Here is a 23,617-nt window from a genome sequence, read left to right as displayed (position 1 = left end):
CTGGCGGGCTGCTCGTTCGGCCCTGCCGTCAGTGGACCGGCGGCGGGTCGGCGAGCTGCTCGTTCGGCGTTGCCGTCGGTGGACGGGCGGTTGGCTGGCCGGTTGCTCGTCCAGCGATGCCGTCTGCCCTGTGCCGTTCGTCGTCCGCCGTTCGCCGTGTTCCGTCTGGCGGCCGGCGACCGCCGGTTGCCGGGTGACGGTCGCCGACTGACGACCGCTGGGCGGCCGGCGAGGCGGTCGATGAGTGCTGCCGTCGGTCGACTGGCGATCAGCTGTCGGTCACTCGGTCGGCCGACGGACGGCCGCCCGGCGAACCGCTCGCTTAGCGCGCCATCCGTCGGCTTTCGGCTGGCCGAGGGCAGCTCGATCAGCGCCGCGGGTCGGCTTGTGGCCGGTCGAGCGGTCGCCTCGTCCTGCACTGACGGTGGCCGTTGCGCGGCCACCACGCCATATTCGGGCGTGTGGGCCGGGGTGTGGCCGCGACCCGCCGGGTTTCCAAGAACCACAAGCCTCTTTTGGGCTATCGTGGGTGGGCAAATGCCCACGTCACCTTCCGTCCCAGGCGCCGCGGTGGCCGCGCGGCTCGACGCGCTGCGCGGGCCGGTGCCGCCGCGCAGCCATGACGCGCGCACCATCGCCGCGCTGACCGTCAATCCCGGCTGCTCACGACGTGCCGTCCTCGACGCTGCGGGGGTCGACAAGCGTCGGCTCGCCGAACGGGTCGGGTCGCCGGCACGGTTCGGGCAGTCGCCGTTCGCGATTACCCGCGGACTCATGTTCGAGAAGCAGATAAAGGCCGACGGCTGCGCGCAGCTGCTCGACTTGCTGCGGAGCGAGCTCGGCTTCGACGTGCCAGGGCACGAGTACGTCGACCTCGGTGTCGAGCCCGCCGCGACGCCGGGGGGCGCGGGCGGCGTCGCGACCGACCGGGGGAGTAGGTATCGGCGCACGCGCGAGCTTTTCTCGCGGGTGGCGGACGGTGCCGCGGTGCTGGCCGATCATCCGCTGCTCACGCTGGAGGTCGCTGGGCGTACCGCGTACGTCGAGCCTGACGTCGTCGCCCTGCGCGCGCGGCGGACGGGCCCGGATCCGGGCATCGGCGGAAGCGCCGGCTTGGGCGCAAGCGCGGGCTCGAGGGCCGGCTCCGGCGGCGGCGCAGGCGCGGGTGCAGCAGGCGACGACACGGGCGCCGATTCGAGTCTGAGCGGAGGCTTGGGCTTGTCTTCCGACGACGAGCCGGCTTCCGGGAGTAAATCGCTGCTCTACATCGCCGAGGTCAAATCCTTCTCGGTGATCGACGGGCAGGCCGATCCGACGAAGGTGGGTGCGGCGGCTACGCAGGCTGCCGTCTACGTTCTGGCGCTGCGTCGGCTCTTCGAGTCGCTGGGCATCGACCCTGAGCTGGTCGCCAGCGACGTCGTGCTGGTGTGTCCGAAGGACTTCTCGAACAGCCCGACGGCGCACTTGGTCGACGTGCGGCGGCAGATCGCCGCGGTGAGCCGGCAGTTGGATCGGCTGCCGCGGATCGAGGCGCTGGTGGCCGGGCTGGACTCGGCGATCGACTTCGACCTCTCCGTCGACCAGCCGGCCGACAAGCGGGACGCGCCTCATCCGCACCGGTCCGGCGGTGAGCTGACGAAGTCGCTCTCGATGATCGAGGCCAGATACGCGCCGGAGTGCGTCACGCGCTGTGAGCTCGCGTTTCATTGCCGCGCGGAGGCGCGTGCGATCGGGTCGGCGGATGCGCTCGGGCGGTCGGTACGGGATGCGCTCGGCGGGGTGGTGTCGCTGGATGAGGCGCTCGCGCTTGCTTCTGGGGACGAGCTGGAGCAGGTAAGCGGCAGTATCGACGTGGGCGACGTGGGCGGTGTGGGCGGCGCGATGGGTGCCGCGGGCGCCGCGCGTCCTGGCGGCGGGGGCGAGGCGGCACGGCTCCTGCGTGCGGCGGCGCGCGCGTACGACGAGGCGATGGCGATGCAGCCGCGCGTTCCGGAGGCGGCAGCGCAGGGCGGCGTCGTCGCCGAACCGGGCGAGAGCAAGCCGGCCGCAACGGGGGCAGCCGGCGGATCCGGGGCGGTTGTGGCGCCGCGCGGGTCGGGTGAGGACGCCGCGGCGACGGTTCCCGGGTCTGGCGCTGGTGCCGAGGCCGGCTCATGAGCACGCTGACGGCGCTTGCCCGGGCTCGGGCGGCGCGGGCGGGGCATGCGGTGCCGATCGCGGCGGTGCGCCATGTGCACCTTTCGGACGAGCCGCTGGTCGTCGTGCCGGTCATGCAGGCGGGTGAGGCGGCTGCTCCGCTCGCCGTGATGCTGGGGACTTCGCGGTCTGCGCCGGAGCTGCTCGTCGTTTCGCAGCCGCGTAACCGGGACCAGCGGTTCGCGTTCCTCACGGCTTTCGCTCGCGTGCTTCTTCCCTACATCGAGTCGCGGCGTTCTTCCACGGAGACGGTCGAGGCGACGAAGAACCATGAGGAGTGGGAGCGCTACAACGACGCGCCGCAGTTGATCCTGCCGAACTCCGGCGGTATCGACGCGCTGCGGCTGCTGGGGCGCTCTTCTCGCTTCCGGACGGTCGACGGGCCTTACCCCGTCGATCCGCTCGTGCCGCTGCTCGGGCGTTACCTCACTTGGCTTGCCGAGGATCGCGCGGCCATGCCGGGGTCCAGCATCTGTCTCGCCCTCACTTCCGTGCTCGCGCAGCATTGGGCGACGGGGCAGAGCGCGCTCGAGGATCAGCATCTGCCGGCTCTGCTCGGCTGGATAGATCCTCCGGCGGGGCTTTCCGGCGCCGAGGCCGCGCTGCGGGCCGAGGATGCGGACTTGGTGCCGCCGGCGGGGCCGGTGACCGACCCGGCCTTCGACACGGGCGTGCTCGCTCCGCTGGTGCGGGCGCAGGAGCTCGCCCGCGCCACCGACGACACGCGGGCGGTATCGCAGGCCGAGCAGGAGCTGCGTTCGGCGCTGGAGGGGCAGCTGCTGCCCACCTGGGAGACCGCTTGGCAGGCTGTCGACGTGCTGCGCGCGCTGCCGGCGGCTGCCGCGGACGAGCTGCGCTGGCAGGTCGACCGGGGGCGCTTCACCGACTTCGCCAACGGTCTGGACGACGGCGCTCCGCCGCAGCCGAAGCGGCCGAGCGCGGTGGCGGCGGCGCGGCGGCTGGCGGACCTCGAGGCGGCGCAGCTGAGCTACGACCGGTCGCAGGCCATCGACGATCCGCTGGTGCTGGCCAGGTACCGGGTCGGCGGCGAGGCGTTCGCGGGGCGGATCGTGGCGGTGGACGCGGAGCGGCAGGAGATCAAGGGCAAGCGGGCTTGGCCGCGCCCGCTGGTGCGCCTGCTGACCGAGGACGAGGTGATCCTGCGGCCGGGCGCCAAGCTGGCCAGCCCGACGCGGGTGAGCCAGACGGCGCGGCTGCGCTCGGTGAGCCTCGCGCCGGACGGCGGCGGGTACGAGGTCGAACTCGAGCTGCTCAGCGGCATGGGCCGGGGCAAGACGCCGGAGCCGGGTTCGCTGCCGGTGGCGGGGGAGCAGCGCTGCTATGCGACGTTCCTGGCCGAGCAGCGCGGGACCCGGCCGGAGCTGCCGGAGGTGGATCAGACGCCGTGGACGCACGGCGGGCCGCCGTGGCCGCACGTCGCCCGGGCTGACGACCAGTCGGAGGACTGGGGGCCGGGGCCGGACGTGGCTTCGGTGGACGCGGCGGGGATGGCGGCGGCGCGGGCTGAACTGCTGGCGGACGGGCGGGTGCTGGGGGCAGGGGGCTGGGACTGATGCGAGGCGGGCAGCAGGAACGGCGCGAAGGCAGCAACAGCACGGCGGAGGCGGCAGGTGAGTGAGGCGAAGTCGGCGGAGGCGCGCGCGGTCATCGAGGCCGTCTGCGGCGACTTGCTCTCCCGCGCGCATCGCGGCGTGATCGTCGATTCGCCGCCGGGGGCCGGCAAGTCGACGCTCGTGGTCGAGCTGGCAGGTCGGCTGGCGGCGACGGGCGAGCGGGTGATGATCGTCGCGCAGACGAACGAGCAGGTGGACGACTTGGTCGGCCGGCTAGCGAGCGCGCATCCGACGCTCGCGCTCGGTCGGCTCACCGCTTCGGATTACGAGGTGCCCGAGCGGCTCGCTCCCCTCCGCGGGCCCTGTCTCGCCTTCTCCGCGAAGCTTCCGGAGCTTGCCGCGAGTTCGGTGGTGCTGGCGACGGCGGCGAAGTGGGCTCTGGTCAAGGAGGGCGAGTTCCCCTGGGCCATCCTCGACGAGGCCTACCAGATGCGCTCGGACGGGCTGCTCGCCGTCGCGCCGCGGTTCGCCTCAGGGACGGCGCTCTTCGTGGGCGACCCGGGGCAGCTCGACCCGTTCGCCACCGTCGACACCGACACCTGGGCCGGCTCGCCGTGGGACCCGAGCGACAGCGCGGTCGCGGTCGTCCGGGCGCACAATCCGCATCTGCCGGTGCATCGGCTGCCTTACTCCTGGCGGCTGCCGGAGACGGCGGCGCCGCTGGTGGCCAAGGCGTTCTACCCGTTCACGCCGTTCGAGGCGGGCAGTGGGCTGAGTGATCGTGAGCTGACGCTGGGCGCGCGGCCGGCGAGCTCGGCCGGGGCTGACGCGGCGTTGGATCGCTCGCTGGATCAGGCCGCGGACGCGGGCTGGGCCTGGCACGGGCTGCCCGCGGCGCACACGATCCGCACCGACGGCGAGGCGGTCGACGCCTGTGCCGCGCTGGCCGCGCGTATCGTGCAGCGCGGCGCCACGGCCGTGGACCGTTCGGCGGGGTATAGCCGTGCGGTGACGCCGGACCGGATCGCGATCGGCACGGCGCATCGGGATCAGGCGGCTGCGATCCGGGCCGCGCTGGCGCGGCCGGGCTGGGCGGGGCTCGGCTTGGACGAGGTCACCGTGGACACGGCGAACCGGCTGCAGGGCCGGGAATACGATGTGACGATCGTTCTGCATCCGCTCTCCGGCCGCCGCGACGCGACCGCGTTCCACCTGGAGACCGGGCGTCTGTGCGTCCTGCTCTCCCGGCACCGCCACGCCTGCGTCGTCGTCGGGCGGTCCGGCATCGCGGAGCTGCTCGACGCGCACCCCCATGCTGAACCGGTGCGGCTCGGTGTCCCGGTGAAGTTCCCGGACGGCTGGGCGGCGCACCAGGCGGTGCTGAGCCATCTCGGCGCGGACTGAGACGAACCGCGAGCGCGAAGGCAACCGCGAGCGCAACGCCAAAGTGAACGAACGCGAAGGCAGGGGAAAGGGGTCTTCCGCGCCCGCCGTGAGAACGGCACGGAGCGGAAGACCCCTTGATTCTCCCTGCTCAGACGCCCGACGCCGCGGCGGTGGCCGGGCCGGGGGCGTTCACATGGCAGGCGGCCAGATGGCCGGGCTCGGGCAGCGCCTGCGGCAGCGGGGTGACGTGCGCGCAGACGTCCACCGCGAGGGGGCAGCGGGCGACGAAACGACAGCCGGGCGCCGGGTCGATCACCCTCGGCGGCTCGGCCTTCGCCGCCTCCGTCGTCACCGTGAGCGGGGCACGCGGATCCGGGACGGCTTCGAGCAGCAGCTGCGTGTACGGGTGCTGCGGGTCGGCCAGCACCGTCTCGGTCGGGCCGGACTCCACGACGTGGCCGCCGTACATGACCATGATTCTGTCCGAAACGTACCGGGCGCTGGCGATATCGTGTGTAATGTAGAGGAACGACACGCCCTCGTTCTCACGCAGCTGCGCCATGACGTTGAGCAGGCCGATGCGGATCGACACGTCCAGCATCGAGACCGGCTCGTCGGCCAGGATCAGCTTCGGCCGGTACGCGAGCGCCTGGGCGAAGCCGATGCGCTGGCGCTGCCCGCCGCTGAGCTCGTAGGGGTAGCGCTCGAGGATCTCCGCACCCGGCGTCAGGCCCACCGCCTCGACCACGCGCACGGCCTCGGCCTGCCGCTGCGCGGCGTCGAGTTCGGGACGGTGCAGCTTGAGCCCGCGCATGATGCCGTGCGAGACCTTGTACACGGGGTTGAGCGAGGCGAACGGGTCCTGGAAGACCATGGGCACCTCGCTGCGGTAGCGCAGCTGCGCCTTGCGCCCGCGCAGGGTCGCCAGCGAGCGGCCCTGGAACAGGATCTCGCCGCTGGTCGGCTTGTAGACCTGCGCGAGCAGCCGGGCCATGGTCGACTTGCCGCTGCCGCTCTCGCCCACCAGCGCCACGATCTCGCGCTCGTTGATGGTCAGGCTGACGTCGTCGACCGCGTGCAGATGCGACCGGCCGGTGAAGCCGCCGCCGACGCGGAAGTGCCGGGTCAGCCCGGAGGTCTCGAGCAGGGGCGTGTTGCGCGTGATCGCCGTCATGACGTGGCCTCACTTTCAGCGGCTGCGGCGGATTCGGCGGCATCGGCGGCATCGGCGGCTGCGGGCTCGGCCGACGTCGCTCCGGACACGCCCGCGCCCTCGTGCAGCAGGCAGCGCGAGAGCGCCTCGCCGACCTGGTAGAACTCGGGCGCCTGGGTCAGGCAGCGCTCCATCACCTTCGGGCAGCGCGGGTTGAACCGGCAGCCGTTCGGCGGGGAGCCCAGGTTGGGCGGGCTGCCCGGGATGCCGGTGAGCGCCACCTTCGGGCCGCGGATCGAGGGGAAGGCGTTGAGCAGGCCCTCGCTGTACGGGTGCGACGGGTGGTCGAACACGCTGCGGGTCGGGCCCTGCTCGACCACCTGGCCCGCGTACATCACCAGCAGCCGGTCGGAGAAGTGGCTGACCAGCGACATGTCGTGGGTGACGAACACGACCGCGAAGCCGAGCAGCTGCTGCAGCTCCTTGATCTGCACCATCAGGGAGCGCTGGGCGACCACGTCGAGCGCCGAGGTCGGCTCGTCCATGATGATCAGGTCGGGGGTGAACAGCAGCGCCATGGCGATCATCGCGCGCTGGCGCATGCCGCCGGACAGCTGGTGCGGGAAGCTGCGCAGGTGCACCGGGTCGATGCCGACGAGCTTCATCACCTCGACCGAGCGGTCCTGGATCTGCTGCTTGCTCCAGTTCTCGTGCGCGTCGATGGCGTCCTTGAACTGGGCCCCGATCGACTTCACCGGGTTGAGCGCGTTCATCGCGCTCTGCATGACGACCGAGTAGTCCTTCCAACGCAGCGCGTTGAGTTCCTTCTCGGTCATGGTGACGAGGTCGCGGCCCCGGAAGTTCACCGTGCCGGCGGCGATCCGCGCGGGCGGGCTGAGCAGCTGGGCCATGCCGAACAGCAGGGTGGACTTGCCGCAGCCGGACTCGCCGACGATGCCGACGAACTCGCCTTCGCGCACGTCGAGGTCCACCCGGGAGCACGCCTCCACCGGGCCGCGCGGCGAGTCGTAGACCACCCGCAGGCCTCTGACCTCAAGCAGCGTCGATGAGGACACGGTCCGATCCTTCCTTCGTGGACTTCTTCGGCTTGCCCGGGCGGGAGCCGGCGCGCAGGTCCTTGCGCCGCACCGGGCGCAGGGCCGGGTTGCCGATCTCGTCGAAGGCGTAGTTCATCAGCGCGAAGGACGCGCCGAGCAGGGCGATGGCCAGGCCGGGGGCGAGCGCCCACCAGGGCGAGCCGGTCTGCAGCGCCTCCTGGCTGTGGGCCCAGTAGAGCATCAGGCCCCAGCTGTCGTGGCTCTGGTCGCCCAGGCCCAGGAACTGCAGTCCGGCGGCCGCGCCGACGGAGTACAGGGCCGCGCCGAGGAAGTTCGCCACGATCAGGGAGCTCATCGTGGGCAGCATCTCGAACACGATGATGTACGAGCGCCGCTCGCCGCGTACCCGGGCCGATTCCAGGAACTCCCGGTTGCGCAGCGACAGGGCTTGGGCGCGCATCTGGTTGGCGCCGTAGGACCAGCCGGTGACCACCAGGACGACGATCATCACGGTGTTGGACTGGCCGGCGTACTTGGCCAGGATCACGATCAGCGGGAAGCTCGGGATGATCAGCACGACGTTCGTCAGCAGCGAGAGCACGTCGTCGACGAGGCCGCCGAGGTAGGCCGCGGACACGCCGATCAGCACCGAGAGCACGGTGGCGAAGAAGCCCGCGATCACCGCGATCTGCAGCGACTGGCGCGCGCCGTAGATCAGCAGCGAGTACACGTCCTGGCCGAGGCTGGTGGTGCCGAGCAGGTGCGCGGAACTCAGCGGCAGGTTCGGGTCGAACTGGGCCGGATCGTCCGGGTTCGCGTTGCTGGTGAAGAGCATCGGCAGGTAGGCCATCAGCACGAACAGCAGCAGGATCACCAGGCCGGCCAGCGCCTTGCGGTTGGACAGCAGGGATTTGAGGAGTTTCACGGTCGGCTATCCCTTCGCCCGCGCGCGCGGATCGAGCCGCATCATCAGGAAGTCCGAGATCAGGATCGCCACCAGGACGGCGACGGTGTAGAGCATGAACAGCGCCTGCATCAGCGGATAGTCGGCGCTGTCCACGGCGTCGAGCAGGTAGTAGCCCACGCCCTGGTAGTTGAACACCCACTCGACCAGGATCGCGCCGGAGAGCACGAAGCCGAGCGACATGGCGAAGCCGGAGAGGTTGGGCAGGATGGCGTTGCGGGCCGCGTAGCCGAGCATGATCTTGCGGCTCGGCAGGCCCTTGGCCCGGCCCATCCGGATGTAGTCCTCGGCCAGGGTGGTGATCATGTTGTTGCGCATGGTCAGGATCCAGCCGCCGACCGCCGTGATCAGCAGCGAGGACGCCGGCAGGATCGCGTGCTGGAGCACCGAGCCGATGTAGCCGGGGGAGAAGCCGGGCACGATGGTGTTGTCCGCGGTGTAGTCGTTCGGCAGCCAGTGGTTGGTGACCGAGAAGACCTCGATCAGCACCATGCCGACCACGAAGTACGGCAGCGCCGAGGTGATCACGAAGGTGGTCGGCAGCCAGGAGTCGATCACCCCGCCGCGGCGCCATCCGGCCACGATGCCGATGAGGGTGCCGAGCAGGAACGCGAGCACGGTGGTCAGGCCGATCAGGCCCAGGGTCCACGGCAGGGCCGCGAAGATCATGCTCCTGATCGAGGCTCCCGGCGAGACCGTGAGCGAGACGCCCCAGTTGCCGGTGAGCATGTTGCCCAGGTAGGAGAAGTACTGGTCCGCCCAGTTCGCGTTCTGCTTGTAGCCGAACGAAGCGAGCATGTCCGCCAGGGCCTGAGGCGAGATCTTGCCGTGGCTCTTGGCGATCATGTACTGCAGCGGATTGCCCGGCATGAAGCGCGGTATGAAGAAATTAAGGGTGAGCGCCGCCCATAGGGTGAAGAGGAACATGCCCACCCGGCGCAGGATGAATCTCACTGCAGTCGGTCCCTTCTCGGCCGAAGGGCCGTCGGCTCGCCTCGCCCCGGTGTTGTGCCGGGGTGAGGCGGGCCGCACGGCCCCCCGGTTGAATCAGCGTGTCAGCAGGCTAGTTCGTCTTACTTCTGTGCGGACTGCGAGTACAGGTGCAGCAGGACCTGCTCGCCGTCCGGCACGATCGCCGGGCCCGGCTGGGCGTACGGGTTCGAGGCGTTCGGCCAGCCCACGACGTCGGAGTCGTTGTACTGGAACCAGTCCACCGACTCGACCACCGGGATGATCGGGACGTCCTGCGTCATGTAGTCGCTGATCTTCTGGATGTCCTGGACCTGGGTGGCCGTGTCGTCCGTGGCGTACTTGGCGAACAGCGCGTCGACGGCCGGGTTGGAGTAGCGCTCGTAGTTGGTCGAGGCGTCCTGGCCGATCGGGGCGGAGTTCTGCGAGAGCAGCTCCTGGCGCAGCTCGGTGTACGGGGTCGGGCCGCCGGTCTCGCCGTAGTAGGCGAGCTGGAAGTTGCCCTTCTGCAGGTTGTCGAAGTAGGTGCCGTTGGTCTGGTCGCTCACGGTCAGGTTGATGCCGATGGCCCCGAGCTCGCTCTTCATCACGGCGAGGTCGGCGTCCCAGTCGGTGTAGCCGGTGATCGAGATGACGGTCAGGTTCAGCGGGTGCGACTTCGAGTAGCCCGCGGTGGCCAGCAGCTGGGTGGCCTTCGCGGTGTTCGCGCTGGTGGTGTAGCCGGAGGACTGCAGGTTCGCGGTGTCCTCGTACTGGCTGAAGGTCGGGGTGATGATGCCGGACTGGTTGGCCGCCGGCTCCTGCGCGTTCTCACCGATCGAGGAGATCTTCTGCCGGTCGATCGCGTAGGAGATCGCCTCGCGCACGGCCAGCGTCGCGGTCGCGCCCTGCTTCAGGTTCGGGAACAGCGCGACGTTCGAGACCGGCGGGGACCAGGTGTGGTTGTTCGGCGACTTGGCCAGGTAGAAGCTCTGGATGTTGGGCACGAACTGGTTGCCCCAGTTGTCCTTGCCCGAGGCCAGGTCGTTGTTCGCCGGGTCGTTGTCCAGGTAGGCCGGGTACTCGACCTTCTGGATGGCCGGCTCGTTCGGCTCCCAGTAGTGCGGGTTCGCCGTGTACTGGATGTTGTTCGGGGCGCAGGGGTTGACCTCGAACGGGCCGGTGCCGATCGGCTTCGGGTCGGACCACTGGTCCGCGGTCTTCCCGCCGAAGCTGGAGGCGTCCGACCAGATGTGCTGCGGGACGATGCCGACCTGGTCGGCGAAGTTGTAGAAGTAGGTCTGCGCGTTCTGCTTGAACGTCAGGACCGCGGTGTTCCCGGAGGCGGTGGCGCTCTCCAGGCCGGCGGCCGTCCACAGCGAGTACAGGTCCAGCGCCGGGTCCTGCTTCATCAGGTTGAAGGTGAAGGCGACGTCGGCGGCGCTGAACGGCTTGCCGTCGGACCAGGTGACGCCCTGGCGGATGTTGAAGGTGATCTGGGTCTTGGCGGCGTTCCAGGTGTACCCGGTCGCCAGCATGTCCGTTTCCTTCTGGTTGCCGACGGCGTCGACGAAGACCAGCGGCTCGTAGACCAGGCCGAGCGACTCGAGCTGGTAGGACGGGCTGAACGGGTTGAACTGGCAGGACCAGGTCTGGCCCTGCTCGTTGGAGATCGTGACGACCCCGCCGGGCTTGTGCGGGCCGCCGGCGGCGGCCGTCCCCGGGCTGCTGCTTGAGCCGCTTGAGCCCCCCACGTGCTGGGTGGAGCTGCAGCCGGCCAGGGCCGCGGCGGCCATGCCTATGGCGGCGCCGGCGGCGACTACTTTCGTACGCCTCATCCTTGAGACCTCTCGAAAAAGGGGTGTGAGTGGCGGTGGAGCGCTGTGCCCGGCGGGTGTGCCGCCCGACCTGAGGGAAGGTGTAAGTAAAGTTAACTTCCACTGTCGGGCTGTGCAACGGTCCCGGGCAAAGGATTAATAACGGGTAGGCAACGGTGGGCCGGAGCGGGCGAGCCTCCGGCGCGGCGGAGGGCGGGTGACCGCGCGCGGTCCGGCCGTCCGCCGGGGGGACTCAGCCGTCTGCGGTCAGTCCGAGCCGGTCGAGGCCGAGCAGCAGCGCGCCGTGCACGGGTCTGTGCGAGGGCACTACCAGGCGTGCCGCCGGGATCTGCTCGGCCGCCAGAGCGAAGACACGGTCCATCAGCACGGGCTCGGCCGCCCGCAGCACACCGCCGCCGAGGACGACCTCAGCGTCTTGATCGAGCAGGTCGAGCCGCTCGAGCGCGACCCTCGCCCAGACCACGATCTCCACAGCCTGACGCTGCACGAACTCCAGCGCGGTCGGGTCGCCTTGAGCGGCCACCCGCAACAGCAGCGGGGAGAGTTCGTGGATGCGTTCCTCCGGGATCGCGCCCAGGTGGATCCCGAGTGCGACGTCGAGGGCTGTCGGGGTGCCGAAGTGCTCGGCCACCGCGGTGCTCAGCTCGGTGAGCGGCCCGCGGCCGTCCTCGCCGCGCACCGCGGCCCACAGCGCCATCCGGCCCAGGGCGGACCCGCCGCCCCAGTCACCGGTCAGCTCGCCGATGGCCGGGTAGCGGGCGCGCCGGCCGTCCGGGCCGATGCCCACGCAGTTGATCCCGGCGCCGCAGACCACGGCGACGCCCCAGGACCGGCTGGCCCCGGCGCGCAGCAGCGCGAACGAGTCGTTGCCGACCTCGACGGTCTCGGTCCAGCCGCGCGCCGCGAAGGCCTCGGCCAGCGCCTCCTCCTCCTGCGGGAGGTCGGCCCCGGCCACGAAGGCGGACAGATGCTGCGCCAGTGGAACGCCCTCGGGCAGGCCGAGCGCGGTGCGGATCTCTCCGACCGCCTTGGCCACGGCGTCCACCGCGGTGGACACGCCGCTGGACTGCGGAGTGAACGGGCCGGCCTGCGCCTGCGCGAGCACCTGCCCGGTGTCCGTGGCGAGCAGGACGTCCGTCTTGCTGTTCCCGCCGTCCACGGCCAGGATCGTGCCCGCCGGGCGGGCGCGGTCCGCGAGGGTCGCGGTGCCGGCGGGAGTCGCCGTGCTCAACGTGCCACTGCCCACGGCAGGAACTTCTCGTTCGCGGCGAGCAGGGCGTCGCCGAGGCGGTTGGCGAGGTCGTACTGTCCGATCAGCGGGTGCGCGAGCAGCGCCTGCACCACCCGGTCCCGGCCGCCGCGGATCGCCGCGTCCAGGGCCAGTTCCTCGTAGGCGCTCACGTGCGCGATCAGGCCCCGCATGTGCGCGGGCAGCGGGCTCTGCGGCACGGCCTCGATCCCGGTGGAGCTCACCCGGGCGGAGACCTCGATCACCGCGTCGTCGGCGAGGAAGGGCAGCGTGCCGCGGTTGCGCATGTTGACCACGCGCAGGTCGGCCTCGCCCGCCGGGTTGGTCAGCGAGGAGATCAGCTCGACCGCGGCCTCGGAGTAGAACGCGCCGCCGCGCTTGCTCAGCAGTTCGGGCTTGGTGTCCACGGTCGGATCGCGGTACATCTCGAGCAGTTGCCGCTCCATCGCGGCGACCTGCTCGGCCCGCGACTCGCTCTCGCGCAGGTGCTTCACCACGGCGTCGTGCTCGTAGAAGTAGCGCAGGTAGTAGGAGGGGATCGCGTTCAGGTCGCGCAGGACCTGCTGCGGCATCTCCAGGCTCCCGGCTATCTCCGAGCCCTGCTCCTCGATGATCCTGGGCAGCGCCTCCTCGCCCGCGATCCGGGCGCCCCGGATCCACGTCAGGTGGTTGAGCCCGACGTGGTCGAGCTCGACCTCGCTCGGGCTCACCCCGGCGCCCTCGGCGAAGCGGCGCTGGAAGCCGATCGCCACGTTGCACAGGCCGACCGCGTCGTGTCCTGCGTCGAGCAGCGCCCGGGTGACGATGCCGACCGGGTTGGTGAAGTCCACGATCCGGGCGTTCGGCGCGTACTTGCGCACCTGCTCGGCGAGCTCCAGCACGACCGGCACGGTGCGCAGCGCCTTGGCCAGGCCGCCGGCTCCGGTCGTCTCCTGGCCTACGCAGCAGAAGTCGAGCGGCAGCGTCTCGTCCACGTTCCGGGCCGCCTGGCCGCCGATACGCAGCTGGAAGAGCACGGCGTCCGCACCCTCGAGCCCCTCGGCGGGGTTGGCGGTGGCCAGCACCTGACCCGGGTGGCCCTGCTTGGCCAGGATGCGCCGGGATATCGCGCCCACGGCTTCGAGCCGCTCCGGATCGGGGTCGATCAGCGCGAGTTGCTCCACCGGCAGCTGCTCGCGCAGCCGGGCGAAACCGTCGACGAGCTCGGGTGTGTAGGTGGAGCCGCCGCCGATGATGGCGAGCTTCATGGGGTTCCTTACAGTCCTCGGCCCTTGCGGGTGTTGTCGAAGAGTTCTTGCTTGGTCTCGGCCAGCGCCGACTCGATCGCGCCGGTGAGGACGGGGTCCTCGGCCACTTCGGAGAGCACGAGCCGGGGACGGGGGATGACCATGGCGTAGAGGGCGTCCGCCACCAGCTCGCGCAGCACCTCCCCGCCGGCCTGGAGCATCGCGCCGGTCAGCACGATCAGCTCCGGGTCGAGCACCGCCACCAGCGGAGCGAGTCCGACCGCGAGCCGGTCGGCCACCTCCGTCAGCAGCGGTGTGCCTAGTGCGCCGGACTCGGCGGCGCGGCGGCAGGCGGCCGCCGCGTCCGAGCCGGGGAAGCCCTTGGCCCGGGCCAGTTTGAGCACCGCGGGCGCGCCGGCCAGGTTCTGGAAGCCGCCGTTGGTGCCGCGGCTGATGTTGCGTACCGGGGGCAGGCCGGATACCGGCATGTAGCCGATCTCGCCCGCGCCGCCGGTGAATCCGCGGTGCAGCCTGCCGTCGATGACGACGGCGGCGCCGATGCCCTCGCCTATCCACAGGACGGCGAAGTCGCGGCAGGCCAGCGGGGAGTCCCGGCGCACCACGCCGCGCGCCTGCTCGGCGACCGCGGCGAGGTTGACGTCGTTCTCGATCTCCACCGCCGGGTCCGCCTCGCCCGGCACGGTCAGCTCGGTGCGCAGCCGCGCCAGCAGGTTCGGGTCGTGCCAGCCGGGTAGGTGCCGGGCGTAGCCGATCCGGCCGCTGTGCGGGTCCGGCGCGCCGCCGAGACCGATCACGATCCGGTTGAGCTGCGCCACCGTGATCCCGGCCAGGGCGCAGGCCTCGGTCAGCGCCTCGCGGATCCGCTCGAGCGCGTCCTTGACCTCGCGCCGCGGCGTGGCCAAGGTGGACTGCGCGATGCTCTGGCCGGTCAGGTCGCAGACCCGGACGCGGATGTGCGCGGGCGTGACGTCGAGCCCTGCGACGTACGCGGCGCCGGGCCGGACCCGGTAGAGCCGCGCGTTGCGGCCCTCGCCGGGCATGGCCTCGACCAGGCCGGCCGCCTCGAGTCGGTCCATCAGCTGGGTGGCGGTGGGCTTGGACAGTCCGGTCAGGGCGCCGAGCCGGGCGCGGGTGAGCGGGCCCTGCTCGCTGAGCAGCTGCAGCGCGGTGCGATCGTTGATCGCCCGGAGCAGGCTCGGGGTCCCCGGTACTTGGTCCATCGCACCTCTCTAATAAGGAAAGTTTCCTTACTTTTGGAGGTTACGGTAATGCCCGCCCCGAGCCGAGTCAAGCATAGCGAGGGGCGGAAAAGCAGGTGCCGCCCGAGGCATTGCGGCCTCGGACGGCGAGAAGGGAACACGGCCGAGAGTAAGGCCGGCGGCGACGCGGCGCATGAGAGCGGACTGAGGCGGGGTGAGAACCCCACGAGGCGAAAGGGATCGCCGGCGGGGGAGCGCGCGGGCTGGTCGGAAGGTTGTCCCTCGGTGCCCCTCCGGTCAGGCTTTCAGCTCGACGTTCGCCAGGAACTGTTCCAGTGCCACGGCGACGCCGTCTTCGGCGTGGTGGCCGACGATCAGGTCCGCCGCCGCCAGTACCTCAGGATGCGCATTCGCCACCGCGTGGCCGATGCCCGCCCACCGCAGCATAGGCAGGTCGTTGGGCATGTCGCCGAACGCCGCCACCTGCGCGGCCTCGATCCCGCGGCGTGCGCAGAGCCACTCCAGCGCGCTCGCCTTCGACGCGCCGGAGGGCGCGATCTCCAGCAGGCCACGGCCGCCCGAGTGCGAGATCTCGGCCGCGACCGCGACCGCGCGGCGGGCGATCCGCACCATGTCGTCCGCGTCGCGCTCCGGCGAGCGAGCCAGCACCTTCACGATCGTTGCCGCCGCGAGGGTCGCGGCGGCGAGGTCGTCCGTCAGGACCCTGCGGTCGTCGGTGACCACGCCGGTGCGGAACTCGGGCTCGTAGTGCACTTCCTCGCCGGTCTCGATGGCGAATCCGGCATCCGGCAGTGCCGGGCGCAACTGGGTGATGATCTCCAGTGCCTGTGCGGGCTCGAACGACCTGATCAGCGTCGTACGCCAGGCCGGCTCGGCGGGGTCGAACTCGGCCAGCAGCGTTCCGTTGCCGCACAGTGCCACGATCCGCCCGCCTAGCTGCCGGGCCAGCGGGGCGACCGTGCGCGGCGGCCGGGCCGTGACCAGCACGAACTCCACGCCGAGGGCCACGATCGCGGCGACAGCGGCGACGGTGCGCGGGGTCAGCTCGCGCCGGTGGTCGAGCAGCGTGCCGTCGAGGTCGGTGGCGATCAGCCGGGGAAGCGGGATCATGGCCTGATCATCGCATGAGCGCTCGGTCTGGCCCTCAGCCGGTCGTTCGGAGCGGACACTGCGGGCATCACAGTCTATTCAGCGTGACAGCCGGGCAACGGGTAAAAACCCGCATAAGTCATATCGGTTGTTTGGGAACTGGTCAGTAAACCTGCACGTTGATCGTGTGATAGCCCGTCGCGCCATCGGGGACCACGTCCTGCACGGCCGAGGTCTGCACCGTGCCGGTCGCGTCGGTCGCGCGCACCTTCACGGTGTGTGTGCCCTGCCTCGCGCCCGACCACGTGTACGACCACTGCCGCCAGGTGTCCGGAGTGTCCGCCGCCGCCAGGGCCGTGGTCAGCCACGGCCCGTTGTCGATCTGCACCTCCACCGCGTCCACACCCCGGTGGGTGGCCCAGGCCGTGCCCGCGAGCACGACGTCGCCCTCCTGGACCGTGGCGTTGGCGGCCGGCACGTCGATCCGCGAGGCGGTCTTCACCGGTCCCTGCGCCGACCAGCCGTTCTGCGTCCAGTACGCCGAGGACGAGGCGAAGGTGGTGAGGTTCAGGTCGGTGACCCACTTCGTCGCCGAGACGTAGCCGTAGAGGCCGGGGATCAGCATCCGGCACGGGAAGCCGTGCTGGATCGGCAGCGCCTGCCCGTTCATCGCCACGGCGAGCATCGCCTGCCGGCCGTCGAGCACCGCCTCGACCGGCGAGCCGATGGTCATGCCGTCGGTCGAGGTGGACAGGATCATGTCCGCGCCGGACTGCACTCCCGCCCGCCGCAGCAGCGGCGCGAGCGGCGTGCCGAGCCAGCGTGCGTTGCCGCAGTACGAACCGCCGACCGGGTTCGACACGCAGGTCAGGGTGAGGTCGTGCTCTTCGAACGCGTAGCCGAGCAGCTCTTCGAAGGTGATCTCGATGGGCCGGTCGACCATGCCGTGGATCCGCAGCTTCCAGGTCTCCGGGTCCACCTGGGGCACCGTCAGCGCGGTGTCGACGCGGTAGAACTGCGCGTTCGGAGTGAAGAACGGCCCGAGCCCGCGCACGTTCGGGTGCACCGTCGCGGGCGGCTCGGGCAGCACGGTCTCCGGCTTCGGCAGCTTCACCGCTTCCCGGGCGGGCTCCGCGTCGTACCGGGAGTCGATCCACGCCTTCGCGCCGAAGCCGCCGATCGCCGCGATGGCGGCGGTCCCGGCCAGGCCGAGCAGGAAGCGGCGCCGCTCGTCCGCGCCCGCGCCCGGCTCCGTGTCCTGCAGCGACAGGATGGTCAGCCACCGCAGCACGAGCACCGCGGCGAACCCGGCGACGAGCGAGGGGAACAGGTAGCCCGAGGTCGCGTTGGGCCTGGTCACGGCCGCGACCATGCCGACGACGCCGAACCCGGCGGCGAGGTAGCTCGCCCACGTCAGGTGTCTGCGCGCGAGCACGCCCGCGCCGGCCGAGATGAGCGCCAGCACGACGTAGACGCCGATCAGCAGCACGCGCTTGTCGTGGGTGCCGAAGTTGCGGATCGCCCACTGCTCGAGCCAGCTCGGCGTCATGCTGATGGCCCACTGCCCCACGGCCACCGCCGGTGAGCTCGCCTCGCCGGTGAGCACCGCCGCCAGTTCGCCCGCGGCCACCCCGGCCCCGCCGGCGGCGATCCCGACCAGGACGCCGCGCATGATCCCGCCGCGAGGCCCGGTCCCACTGCGGCGGCCGATCCCGCCGCGGCGTCCGGAGCCGCCGGGCGGGGCTCCCTTCGACGGCTCGGGGTCGTTCGATTGCTGTTCTGCGGCCGACATGCGGGCACTGTAGCGCCGATTGCTGAAGGCCGGAGAAGAGCGGAACCCCTGCCCGGCCGGGCGACGGGATCCCATAACCCCTGCCCGGCCGGGACGGGAACTCAGAGCCGGAACGCGACCACGACGCCCCAAGCGATCAGGGCCTTGACGCGTCGCCCGACTCCGCCGCCGTACGCCCGCTCGCGCATCGAGTCGTCCTTGCCGACGCGCTGCACCATGCCCGCGTGTCGGCCGAGGCTCAGGCACTGCACCGTGTAGCCGTAGCTGTAGGGTCCGACCGTCTTGCCGCGCACGATCCGGCCCAGCACCTTGCCCACGTACATGCCCATCGGCTCGGCGGTGGCGCAGCCTTTGCGCAGGCGGCCGATGCCGGGCAGCGTCACGGCCGCCGCGTCGCCGATCACGAACACCTCCGGGTGGGAGGCCGAGCGCAGGTACGCGTCCACGACCGCCTCGCCGGTCTCGGTGACGGCCAGTCCCGCCTCCCGGGCCAGCGGCGCCACCTCGAACGACCCGGCCCAGGCGACCAGGTCGGCGTCGATGCGGCCCTGAACCGTCGTCAGCCCGGCCGCGTCCACGGCCGTCACTTCGCTGTGCTCGCGCAGTTCGACGCCGAGCCGACCGAGGGCCTCGTGCACGATCGCCTTGCCCTTGGCGGAGAACCAGCCGCCGACCTCGCCGCTGGAGACGAGCTGGATCCTCCAGTCGGGATAGGCCTCGGCGAGCTCGGCCGCGAGTTCGATCCCGGTCGCGCCGCCGCCGACCACGGCCAGCCGGCCGGTCGGTGTCTCGGCCAGGCGCTGGCGCAGCTCGGCGGCCTGCTCGGTGGAGTACGCGTGCTTCTGCGCTCCGGGCACCCCGTGCCAGGCGGTGTGGCTGCCGAGTGCGTAGACCAGGGTGTCGTACTCGACGGCGCGGCCGGTGTCGGTGAAGACCTTGCGCGCGGTCAGGTCCAGCTCGGTCACCCGGGCCTGGACGTGGGTGACCTTCCGGCCGCGCACCACGTGGGCGATCAGCGGCTTCGGCACCTCGCGCCCGGCCGCGACCTCGTGCTGCCGGATGCGGTTCGGGATGCGCTCGTCCGGCGCGATCAGCGTCACCTGGGCGCTCTTGCCGGCACGCGCGGCCGCGCACAGGCCCGAGTAGCCGGCGCCGATGACGACGATCCGGCCGGCCGGCGTGTTCTGCTTGGCGTTGCTCTGCGTAGTCATGGTGGGCCCTCCTCGCTTCGTTGTCGCAAGGGGGACGACGGGCCCGCGCCGAGTGTGACTGTGACGTGGGACACATCCCGCAGGCCACGGCCGCCCACCCCGCCGCAAGGACGGCTCAGGCAGCGGCGCGTCCCGGCATGCAGCGGCGAACCCCCTCACACAGCGGCGCTGGCTCACCTCACGCCGCGGCGGCCCGTCTGACGTGCGTGAGCTTCTCCGGGTTGACCACCACGTACGTCTCCGTGATCAGCCCGTCGACCACGCCGAACCCGACCACGCCGAGCGGCGCGTCGTCCGGGGTGAACAGGGCCATCCCCGGCTCGCCGTTGACGTCGACGAACTCGATGACGCTGCCGGGCTCCCAGTACCGCTCCATCAGCCCGAGCACCATCCGCGAGACCCGGTCCGCGCCCAGGATCGGGCGCACGCCGGCGCGGACGATGCCGCCGCCGTCCGAGTGCCAGACCACGTCGGGGTCGAGCACCTTCATCAGGCCGATGATGTCGCCCTTGCCGATCGCGTCGGCGAAGGCGCGCACGGCGTCGCGGTGCGCGCCGCGGTCCACGGCGGGGCGGGGGGAGCGGTCCTTGACCTGCTTGCGGGCGCGGGAGGCGAGCTGGCGCACGGCCGCCTCGGTGCGCTCGAGGGTCAGCGCGATCTGCGGGAAGTCGACGCCGAAGACGTCGTGCAGCACGAAGGCGGCGCGCTCGGCCGGGCTGAGGCGCTCGAGCACCGCCATCATCGCCAGCGAGACCTCTTCGCCGCGCTCGGCCTGGTCGTGCGGGGTGAGCTGGTCGTCGATCAGCGGCTCGGGCAGCCATTCGCCGTAGTACGCCTCCCGGCGGGCGCGGGCGGAGCCGAGCTGGTCGTAACAGAGCCGGCTGACGACGGTGGTCAGATAGGCGCGCGGGTTCTGCACCGCGGACCCGTCCACCTCGCTCCAGCGCAGCCAGGCTTCCTGGACCGCGTCCTCCGCGTCGGCCACCGATCCGAGCAGCCGGTAGGCCACCGCGCCGAGGTAGCGCCGGTGCCGTTCGAACTCTTCGACTTCCGCCACCGCTCCAGCCTAGCCGGGCCCGGTGAGCTGCCGGTTCCGGGCGTGCTCAAGCCGCTCCCGGACCACGTCCGGACCACGCCCGGACCACACCCGGGCCAGGCCCGGCGGCGGATCCGAGCGCAGGCCCGGGTGCGGATTCGAAGTGGATCCGCGTACAGATCTGGGAGCGTTCACGGAATTGTGAGCTGCGAAATCCGCTGCTGCATCTCGACTATGGCGCCGGGTGGTGGTAAATCTTGCCAGCGGACTGGGAACGATCCCAACGGTGGGGTGCCGTCCGGTCTCCGATAGGAGTGGTGTGAGTGACGAACACGAAGCAGCCTCGGGTGCGGATACGAAGATGGTGTGCGGCCGCCGTGGCGCTGGGCCTGGCCGCCTCGCCGACGCTCGCCGAGGCCCAGCAGGGGCACGGGGTGTCGCAGGGTTCGGGCACGGTGGCCAATCCGGGCTTCGACCTCGACGGCACCGGCACCGCGACGCCGTCCGGCTGGACCACCACGGGCACCGCCGGAGCCTCGTTCACCGAGGCGACCGGCTACGGCTACGACGGTGACGGCTATCAGCTCACGCACTGGTCGTCAGCGGCCTACAACGTGGACACCTGGCAGCGGGTGACGGGTCTGCCGAACGGCGACTACACCCTCGGCGTGTGGGTCAAGTCCGGCGGCGGCGACAGCGCGAACTACGTCGAGCTGCAGTCCGGCCCGAACGAGAACCGCACCGACGTGCCGGTGATCTCGGACGGCAGCTGGCTGCGGATCGTCACGTCGGTGCGCGTGGTCGGGCACCAGGCGGTCATCCACCTCGTCTCGCACAGCGCGGCGAACGACTGGACCAACTACGGCCTGGTGACGCTGACTGCCGGCTACGCCTCGCTGCCGATCCGCGGCGGCGACGTCTCCAGCCTGGTGCGCGGCGAGCAGGACGGCGGCGTGTACTACACCGCCTCGGGCAGGCAGGAGAACGCCCTCGACATCCTCGGTGACGCCGGCATGAACTACGCCCGGCTGCGCGTCTGGGTCAACCCGGTCGACGGCTTCGACGACGAGCAGCAGCTGCTCGCGGGCGCCAAGCAGGCCAAGGCGCACCATATGAAGATCTTCCTGGACTTCCACTACTCCGACACGTGGACCGACCCCGGCCACCAGAGCGTCCCGGCCGCCTGGGCGGACGACTCGCTCAGCGGGCTCGAGTCGGATCTGTACACGTACTCGGCGAAGGTCGTGCACGACCTGGTGGCCCAGGGCACCCCGCCGGACATGGTCCAGACCGGCAACGAGGTCAACGGCGGCTTCCTCTGGCCGACCGGGCTGGACTACGGCTCGGACAGCTCCTGGACCACCTTCGGCGCGCTGCTCAAGTCCGCCATCGCCGGGGTCAAGAGCGCCGACCCGAAGACGAAGATCGCCCTGCACATCGCCAACGCGGCGGATGAGGGCGGCGTGCAGTGGTTCTATGACAACGCGATCGCGCAGGGCGTGCCCTTCGATGTCATCGCATTGTCGTACTACTCGTACTGGCATGGTTACCTCGACGAGCTGCAGACCACGCTCGACGACACGGCCACCCGCTACGGCAAGCCGATCATCCTCGCCGAGACCGCCTACCCGTGGACGCTGGAGAGCGGCGACCCGACCGCGGCGCTGAGCTTCAGCACCGCGAGCGAGCTGGAGACCGGCTACCCGGCCACCCCGGCCGGCCAGGAGGCGATGTTCCGCGACACGCTCAGCATCGTCCAGGCCGTGCCGAACGGGCTGGGCCTCGGCGCCTTCTACTGGGAGCCGACCTGGACCGTGGTGCAGGGCAACGGCTGGGACCCGACCGACCCGAGCGCGGGTGACGGCTGGGAGAACCAGGCGATGTTCGACTACAGCGACACCGCTCTGCCGGTGATCTCGGACTACGCGCCGCGCTAGTCGCCCGCGTGCACGCCCCGGCCGCCGCGCCCCGAACCCCGGCGCGGCGGCCGGATCCATCCTTCGAAGGTGACGCACTGCTCGTAGAGCCAGTCAGTGGCCTGGATCAGCCCTCGTGCTGCTTCGACCGGAGTGTCGTAGGAATGCGCCCACTCCGCCACGATCTCCGTGCCGCAGCCTTCTTCGGCGTCATCCGCAGTGGTCTCACCCGGGACCATGACCACGGCCTCGACCTGCCACGGCGGCCCTGCCGGCTTGCTCCACAGGCAATCTTGCGGGAGGCACAGCTCGGCCGCGAACGAGACGTCTGAGCTTTCGGCGAGCCCGAAGACGCCATGGAGCATGAAGCCCTCGACGCGGTGAAATTCCAGGCCGGTGTCGGCCGCTCCCAGATGGGCGGCCACCCGGCGCATCCGCGCATCAGCCTCAGACAGGGCGCCACTCACCACAGCGGGGTCGTCCACCTCGGGAAACACCCAGCGCAGATCGCCCTGCGCGAGCGGGATGGCCTCGCCCATCCTCATCGCACCATACGGTCCATCAGCCGTTCGAGCTCCGCGGTCGGATCGGCGGTCAGCCCGCCGTGGATCGGCCCCGGCTGCAGCACCGTGCTGCGCGGAGCGCTGAGCCAGCCGAACCGGGTCCGCAGGTTCGCCGTCCCGGCGTCGCCGGCACAGGGAGCGCCGGCGCACACGTCGCGGATGCCGTCGAGGGCGGCGGTGAGCAGCTCCACGTCGACGGCCGGATCGAGGGCGCGCAGCCGATCGGCGTCGACGTGCACGGCGGCGGCGAGGAAGTCGGCTTCTTGGCAGTAGAGCACCGCGCCGACGTTCACCTGCTCGCCGCGGTCGGGGCGGGGCACGGCGCGCAGCACGACGCAGTCGTAGCCGAGCAAACCGGTCTGCGTTCGCGTCATGCCGCACTCTCCGGCCACCAGGCGCGGTCGGAAGCCCGCCGCGCGAGCAGATAATCGGCGTAACGCTCCCGGAGCGAAGCCGCCTCGGCGTCCTCCGGGGCGGAGTTGAGCCGCAACAGGAACTCGTCCGGCACCAGGGCGAGCACCTCGTCGATCAGTTCCGGCGTTATCGCGTCGGCGAGCTCGGCGTCGAGCGCCTTGAGCGGGCCGTGCCCGATCCCGGCGACAAGGCCGCCGAGCACGTGCTTGGACAGGTCGTAGCGCCGTGCCGCCCAGGCCGAGACGGCCGGCCACGAGTGCTGGAACACCAGCGCGGCGCCGTGGTCGATGGCCCACAGCTTCCGATGCCAGATCAGCATATTGGGATTGGCCCAGGTCCGGTCGACGTTGCCGGTGAGCGCGTCCAGCCAGAAGATCCGCGCGGCCTCCTCGGCCGGCGGCTGCCAGTGGATCCCGTCGTAGCCGATCGAGCCCGGCAAGAAGTCCATGCCGAGGTTCACCCCGACGCTCGCGAGCAGCAGCTCCTGCACTTCCTGGTCCGGTTCGCGCTTGCCGATCTCCGCGTCCAGCGAGATCAGCACGAGGTCCGGCACCCGCACCCCGAGCCGCCGGCCGAGCTCGCCGACCACGATCTCGGAGACCAGCGCCGCGCTGCCCTGGCCGGCGCCGCGGAACTTGACCACGTACGTGCCCAGATCGTCGGCCTCGACGATCCCGGGCAGGGAGCCGCCCTCGCGCAGCGGCGTGACGTAGCGGGTGGCGGTGACCTGTTGCAGCACCTGATCACTCTACGCCGGACGCCG

The 23,617-nt window shown here is 71.2% G+C and carries 19 protein-coding genes; 4 read left to right on the top strand and 15 right to left on the bottom strand.

Annotated features, from left to right (window positions below):
* Window positions 1-570: 570 nt before the first annotated feature.
* The 3 genes from ACTRO_RS17700 to ACTRO_RS17690 are packed head-to-tail and all read left to right on the top strand — an operon-like array spanning window position 571 to window position 5,174.
* A complete protein-coding gene (locus tag ACTRO_RS17700) occupies window positions 571-2,157 on the top strand; it encodes a hypothetical protein (protein WP_051450995.1) in 1,587 nt (528 codons plus the stop codon).
* Window positions 2,154-3,770 (top strand): hypothetical protein, encoded by a 1,617-nt coding sequence (locus ACTRO_RS17695; RefSeq protein ID WP_063628019.1) that lies wholly within the window; start codon window positions 2,154-2,156, stop codon window positions 3,768-3,770. The genes ACTRO_RS17700 and ACTRO_RS17695 overlap by 4 nt, the downstream gene beginning before the upstream one ends.
* Window positions 3,771-3,827: 57 nt before the next feature.
* Window positions 3,828-5,174, top strand: a complete 1,347-nt coding sequence (locus ACTRO_RS17690; RefSeq protein ID WP_034264373.1) for an AAA domain-containing protein — start codon at window positions 3,828-3,830, stop codon at window positions 5,172-5,174.
* A 130-nt stretch (window positions 5,175-5,304) separates the two neighbouring features.
* On the opposite strand, the gene ACTRO_RS17685 is transcribed toward ACTRO_RS17690, so the two are convergent.
* The 12 genes from ACTRO_RS17685 to sigJ form a co-directional block, all read right to left on the bottom strand.
* Window positions 5,305-6,330 (bottom strand): oligopeptide/dipeptide ABC transporter ATP-binding protein, encoded by a 1,026-nt coding sequence (locus ACTRO_RS17685; RefSeq protein ID WP_034264370.1) that lies wholly within the window; start codon window positions 6,328-6,330, stop codon window positions 5,305-5,307.
* Window positions 6,327-7,385, bottom strand: a complete 1,059-nt coding sequence (locus ACTRO_RS17680) for an ABC transporter ATP-binding protein (RefSeq protein ID WP_034264367.1) — start codon at window positions 7,383-7,385, stop codon at window positions 6,327-6,329. Before ACTRO_RS17680 ends, ACTRO_RS17685 begins: the two co-directional genes overlap by 4 nt.
* Window positions 7,363-8,292 (bottom strand): ABC transporter permease, encoded by a 930-nt coding sequence (locus ACTRO_RS17675; RefSeq protein ID WP_245594407.1) that lies wholly within the window; start codon window positions 8,290-8,292, stop codon window positions 7,363-7,365. Before ACTRO_RS17675 ends, ACTRO_RS17680 begins: the two co-directional genes overlap by 23 nt.
* A 6-nt stretch (window positions 8,293-8,298) precedes the next feature.
* The gene (locus tag ACTRO_RS17670) at window positions 8,299-9,285 is read right to left on the bottom strand and encodes an ABC transporter permease (protein WP_034264364.1); all 987 of its coding nucleotides are present in this window, start codon (window positions 9,283-9,285) and stop codon (window positions 8,299-8,301) included.
* Between the two features lie 119 nt (window positions 9,286-9,404).
* Window positions 9,405-11,117, bottom strand: coding sequence for an ABC transporter substrate-binding protein (locus ACTRO_RS17665; RefSeq protein WP_034264361.1), 1,713 nt, complete (start codon window positions 11,115-11,117; stop codon window positions 9,405-9,407).
* Window positions 11,118-11,349: 232 nt separating this feature from the next.
* The gene (locus ACTRO_RS17660; RefSeq protein ID WP_245594406.1) at window positions 11,350-12,363 is read right to left on the bottom strand and encodes an N-acetylglucosamine kinase; all 1,014 of its coding nucleotides are present in this window, start codon (window positions 12,361-12,363) and stop codon (window positions 11,350-11,352) included.
* The gene (locus tag ACTRO_RS17655; RefSeq protein WP_034264358.1) at window positions 12,345-13,613 is read right to left on the bottom strand and encodes a 6-phospho-beta-glucosidase; all 1,269 of its coding nucleotides are present in this window, start codon (window positions 13,611-13,613) and stop codon (window positions 12,345-12,347) included. Before ACTRO_RS17655 ends, ACTRO_RS17660 begins: the two co-directional genes overlap by 19 nt.
* Window positions 13,614-13,621: 8 nt before the next feature.
* Window positions 13,622-14,833, bottom strand: a complete 1,212-nt coding sequence (locus tag ACTRO_RS17650) for an ROK family transcriptional regulator (RefSeq protein ID WP_034264356.1) — start codon at window positions 14,831-14,833, stop codon at window positions 13,622-13,624.
* 276 nt (window positions 14,834-15,109) lie between these two features.
* Complete coding sequence (locus tag ACTRO_RS17645) at window positions 15,110-15,943, bottom strand: HAD family hydrolase (protein ID WP_051450994.1); 834 nt, start codon at window positions 15,941-15,943, stop codon at window positions 15,110-15,112.
* A 142-nt stretch (window positions 15,944-16,085) separates the two neighbouring features.
* Window positions 16,086-17,714 carry a molybdopterin-dependent oxidoreductase gene (locus tag ACTRO_RS17640; RefSeq protein ID WP_084316352.1) on the bottom strand — a complete coding sequence of 543 codons (1,629 nt, stop codon included), beginning with the start codon at window positions 17,712-17,714 and terminating at the stop codon, window positions 16,086-16,088.
* 101 nt (window positions 17,715-17,815) lie between these two features.
* Window positions 17,816-18,925 (bottom strand): NAD(P)/FAD-dependent oxidoreductase, encoded by a 1,110-nt coding sequence (locus ACTRO_RS17635; protein ID WP_051450993.1) that lies wholly within the window; start codon window positions 18,923-18,925, stop codon window positions 17,816-17,818.
* Between the two features lie 178 nt (window positions 18,926-19,103).
* Window positions 19,104-19,982 carry an RNA polymerase sigma factor SigJ gene (gene sigJ / locus ACTRO_RS17630; RefSeq protein ID WP_034264351.1) on the bottom strand — a complete coding sequence of 293 codons (879 nt, stop codon included), beginning with the start codon at window positions 19,980-19,982 and terminating at the stop codon, window positions 19,104-19,106.
* A 302-nt stretch (window positions 19,983-20,284) separates the two neighbouring features.
* Here sigJ and ACTRO_RS17625 point away from each other — a divergent pair, with 302 nt between their 5' ends.
* Window positions 20,285-21,898 carry a glycoside hydrolase family 53 protein gene (locus ACTRO_RS17625; RefSeq protein WP_211244310.1) on the top strand — a complete coding sequence of 538 codons (1,614 nt, stop codon included), beginning with the start codon at window positions 20,285-20,287 and terminating at the stop codon, window positions 21,896-21,898.
* Here the strand turns inward: ACTRO_RS17625 and ACTRO_RS17620 are convergent.
* From ACTRO_RS17620 to ACTRO_RS17610, 3 genes are read right to left on the bottom strand one after another with little or no spacing between them, the layout of a single operon-like run.
* Window positions 21,895-22,422, bottom strand: a complete 528-nt coding sequence (locus ACTRO_RS17620) for a hypothetical protein (protein ID WP_211244309.1) — start codon at window positions 22,420-22,422, stop codon at window positions 21,895-21,897. The genes ACTRO_RS17625 and ACTRO_RS17620 overlap by 4 nt on opposite strands.
* On the bottom strand, window positions 22,419-22,814 hold the full coding sequence (locus ACTRO_RS17615; RefSeq protein ID WP_034264345.1) for a DUF3037 domain-containing protein: 396 nt from the start codon (window positions 22,812-22,814) through the stop codon (window positions 22,419-22,421). The genes ACTRO_RS17620 and ACTRO_RS17615 overlap by 4 nt, the downstream gene beginning before the upstream one ends.
* Window positions 22,811-23,593, bottom strand: coding sequence for a HipA family kinase (locus ACTRO_RS17610; RefSeq protein ID WP_051450992.1), 783 nt, complete (start codon window positions 23,591-23,593; stop codon window positions 22,811-22,813). Before ACTRO_RS17610 ends, ACTRO_RS17615 begins: the two co-directional genes overlap by 4 nt.
* Between the last annotated feature and the right edge of the window lie 24 nt (window positions 23,594-23,617).

Source organism: Actinospica robiniae DSM 44927, assembly GCF_000504285.1.
Taxonomy (GTDB): Bacteria; Actinomycetota; Actinomycetes; order Streptomycetales; family Catenulisporaceae; genus Actinospica; species Actinospica robiniae.
This window is presented reverse-complemented; position numbering and strand designations above follow the sequence as displayed.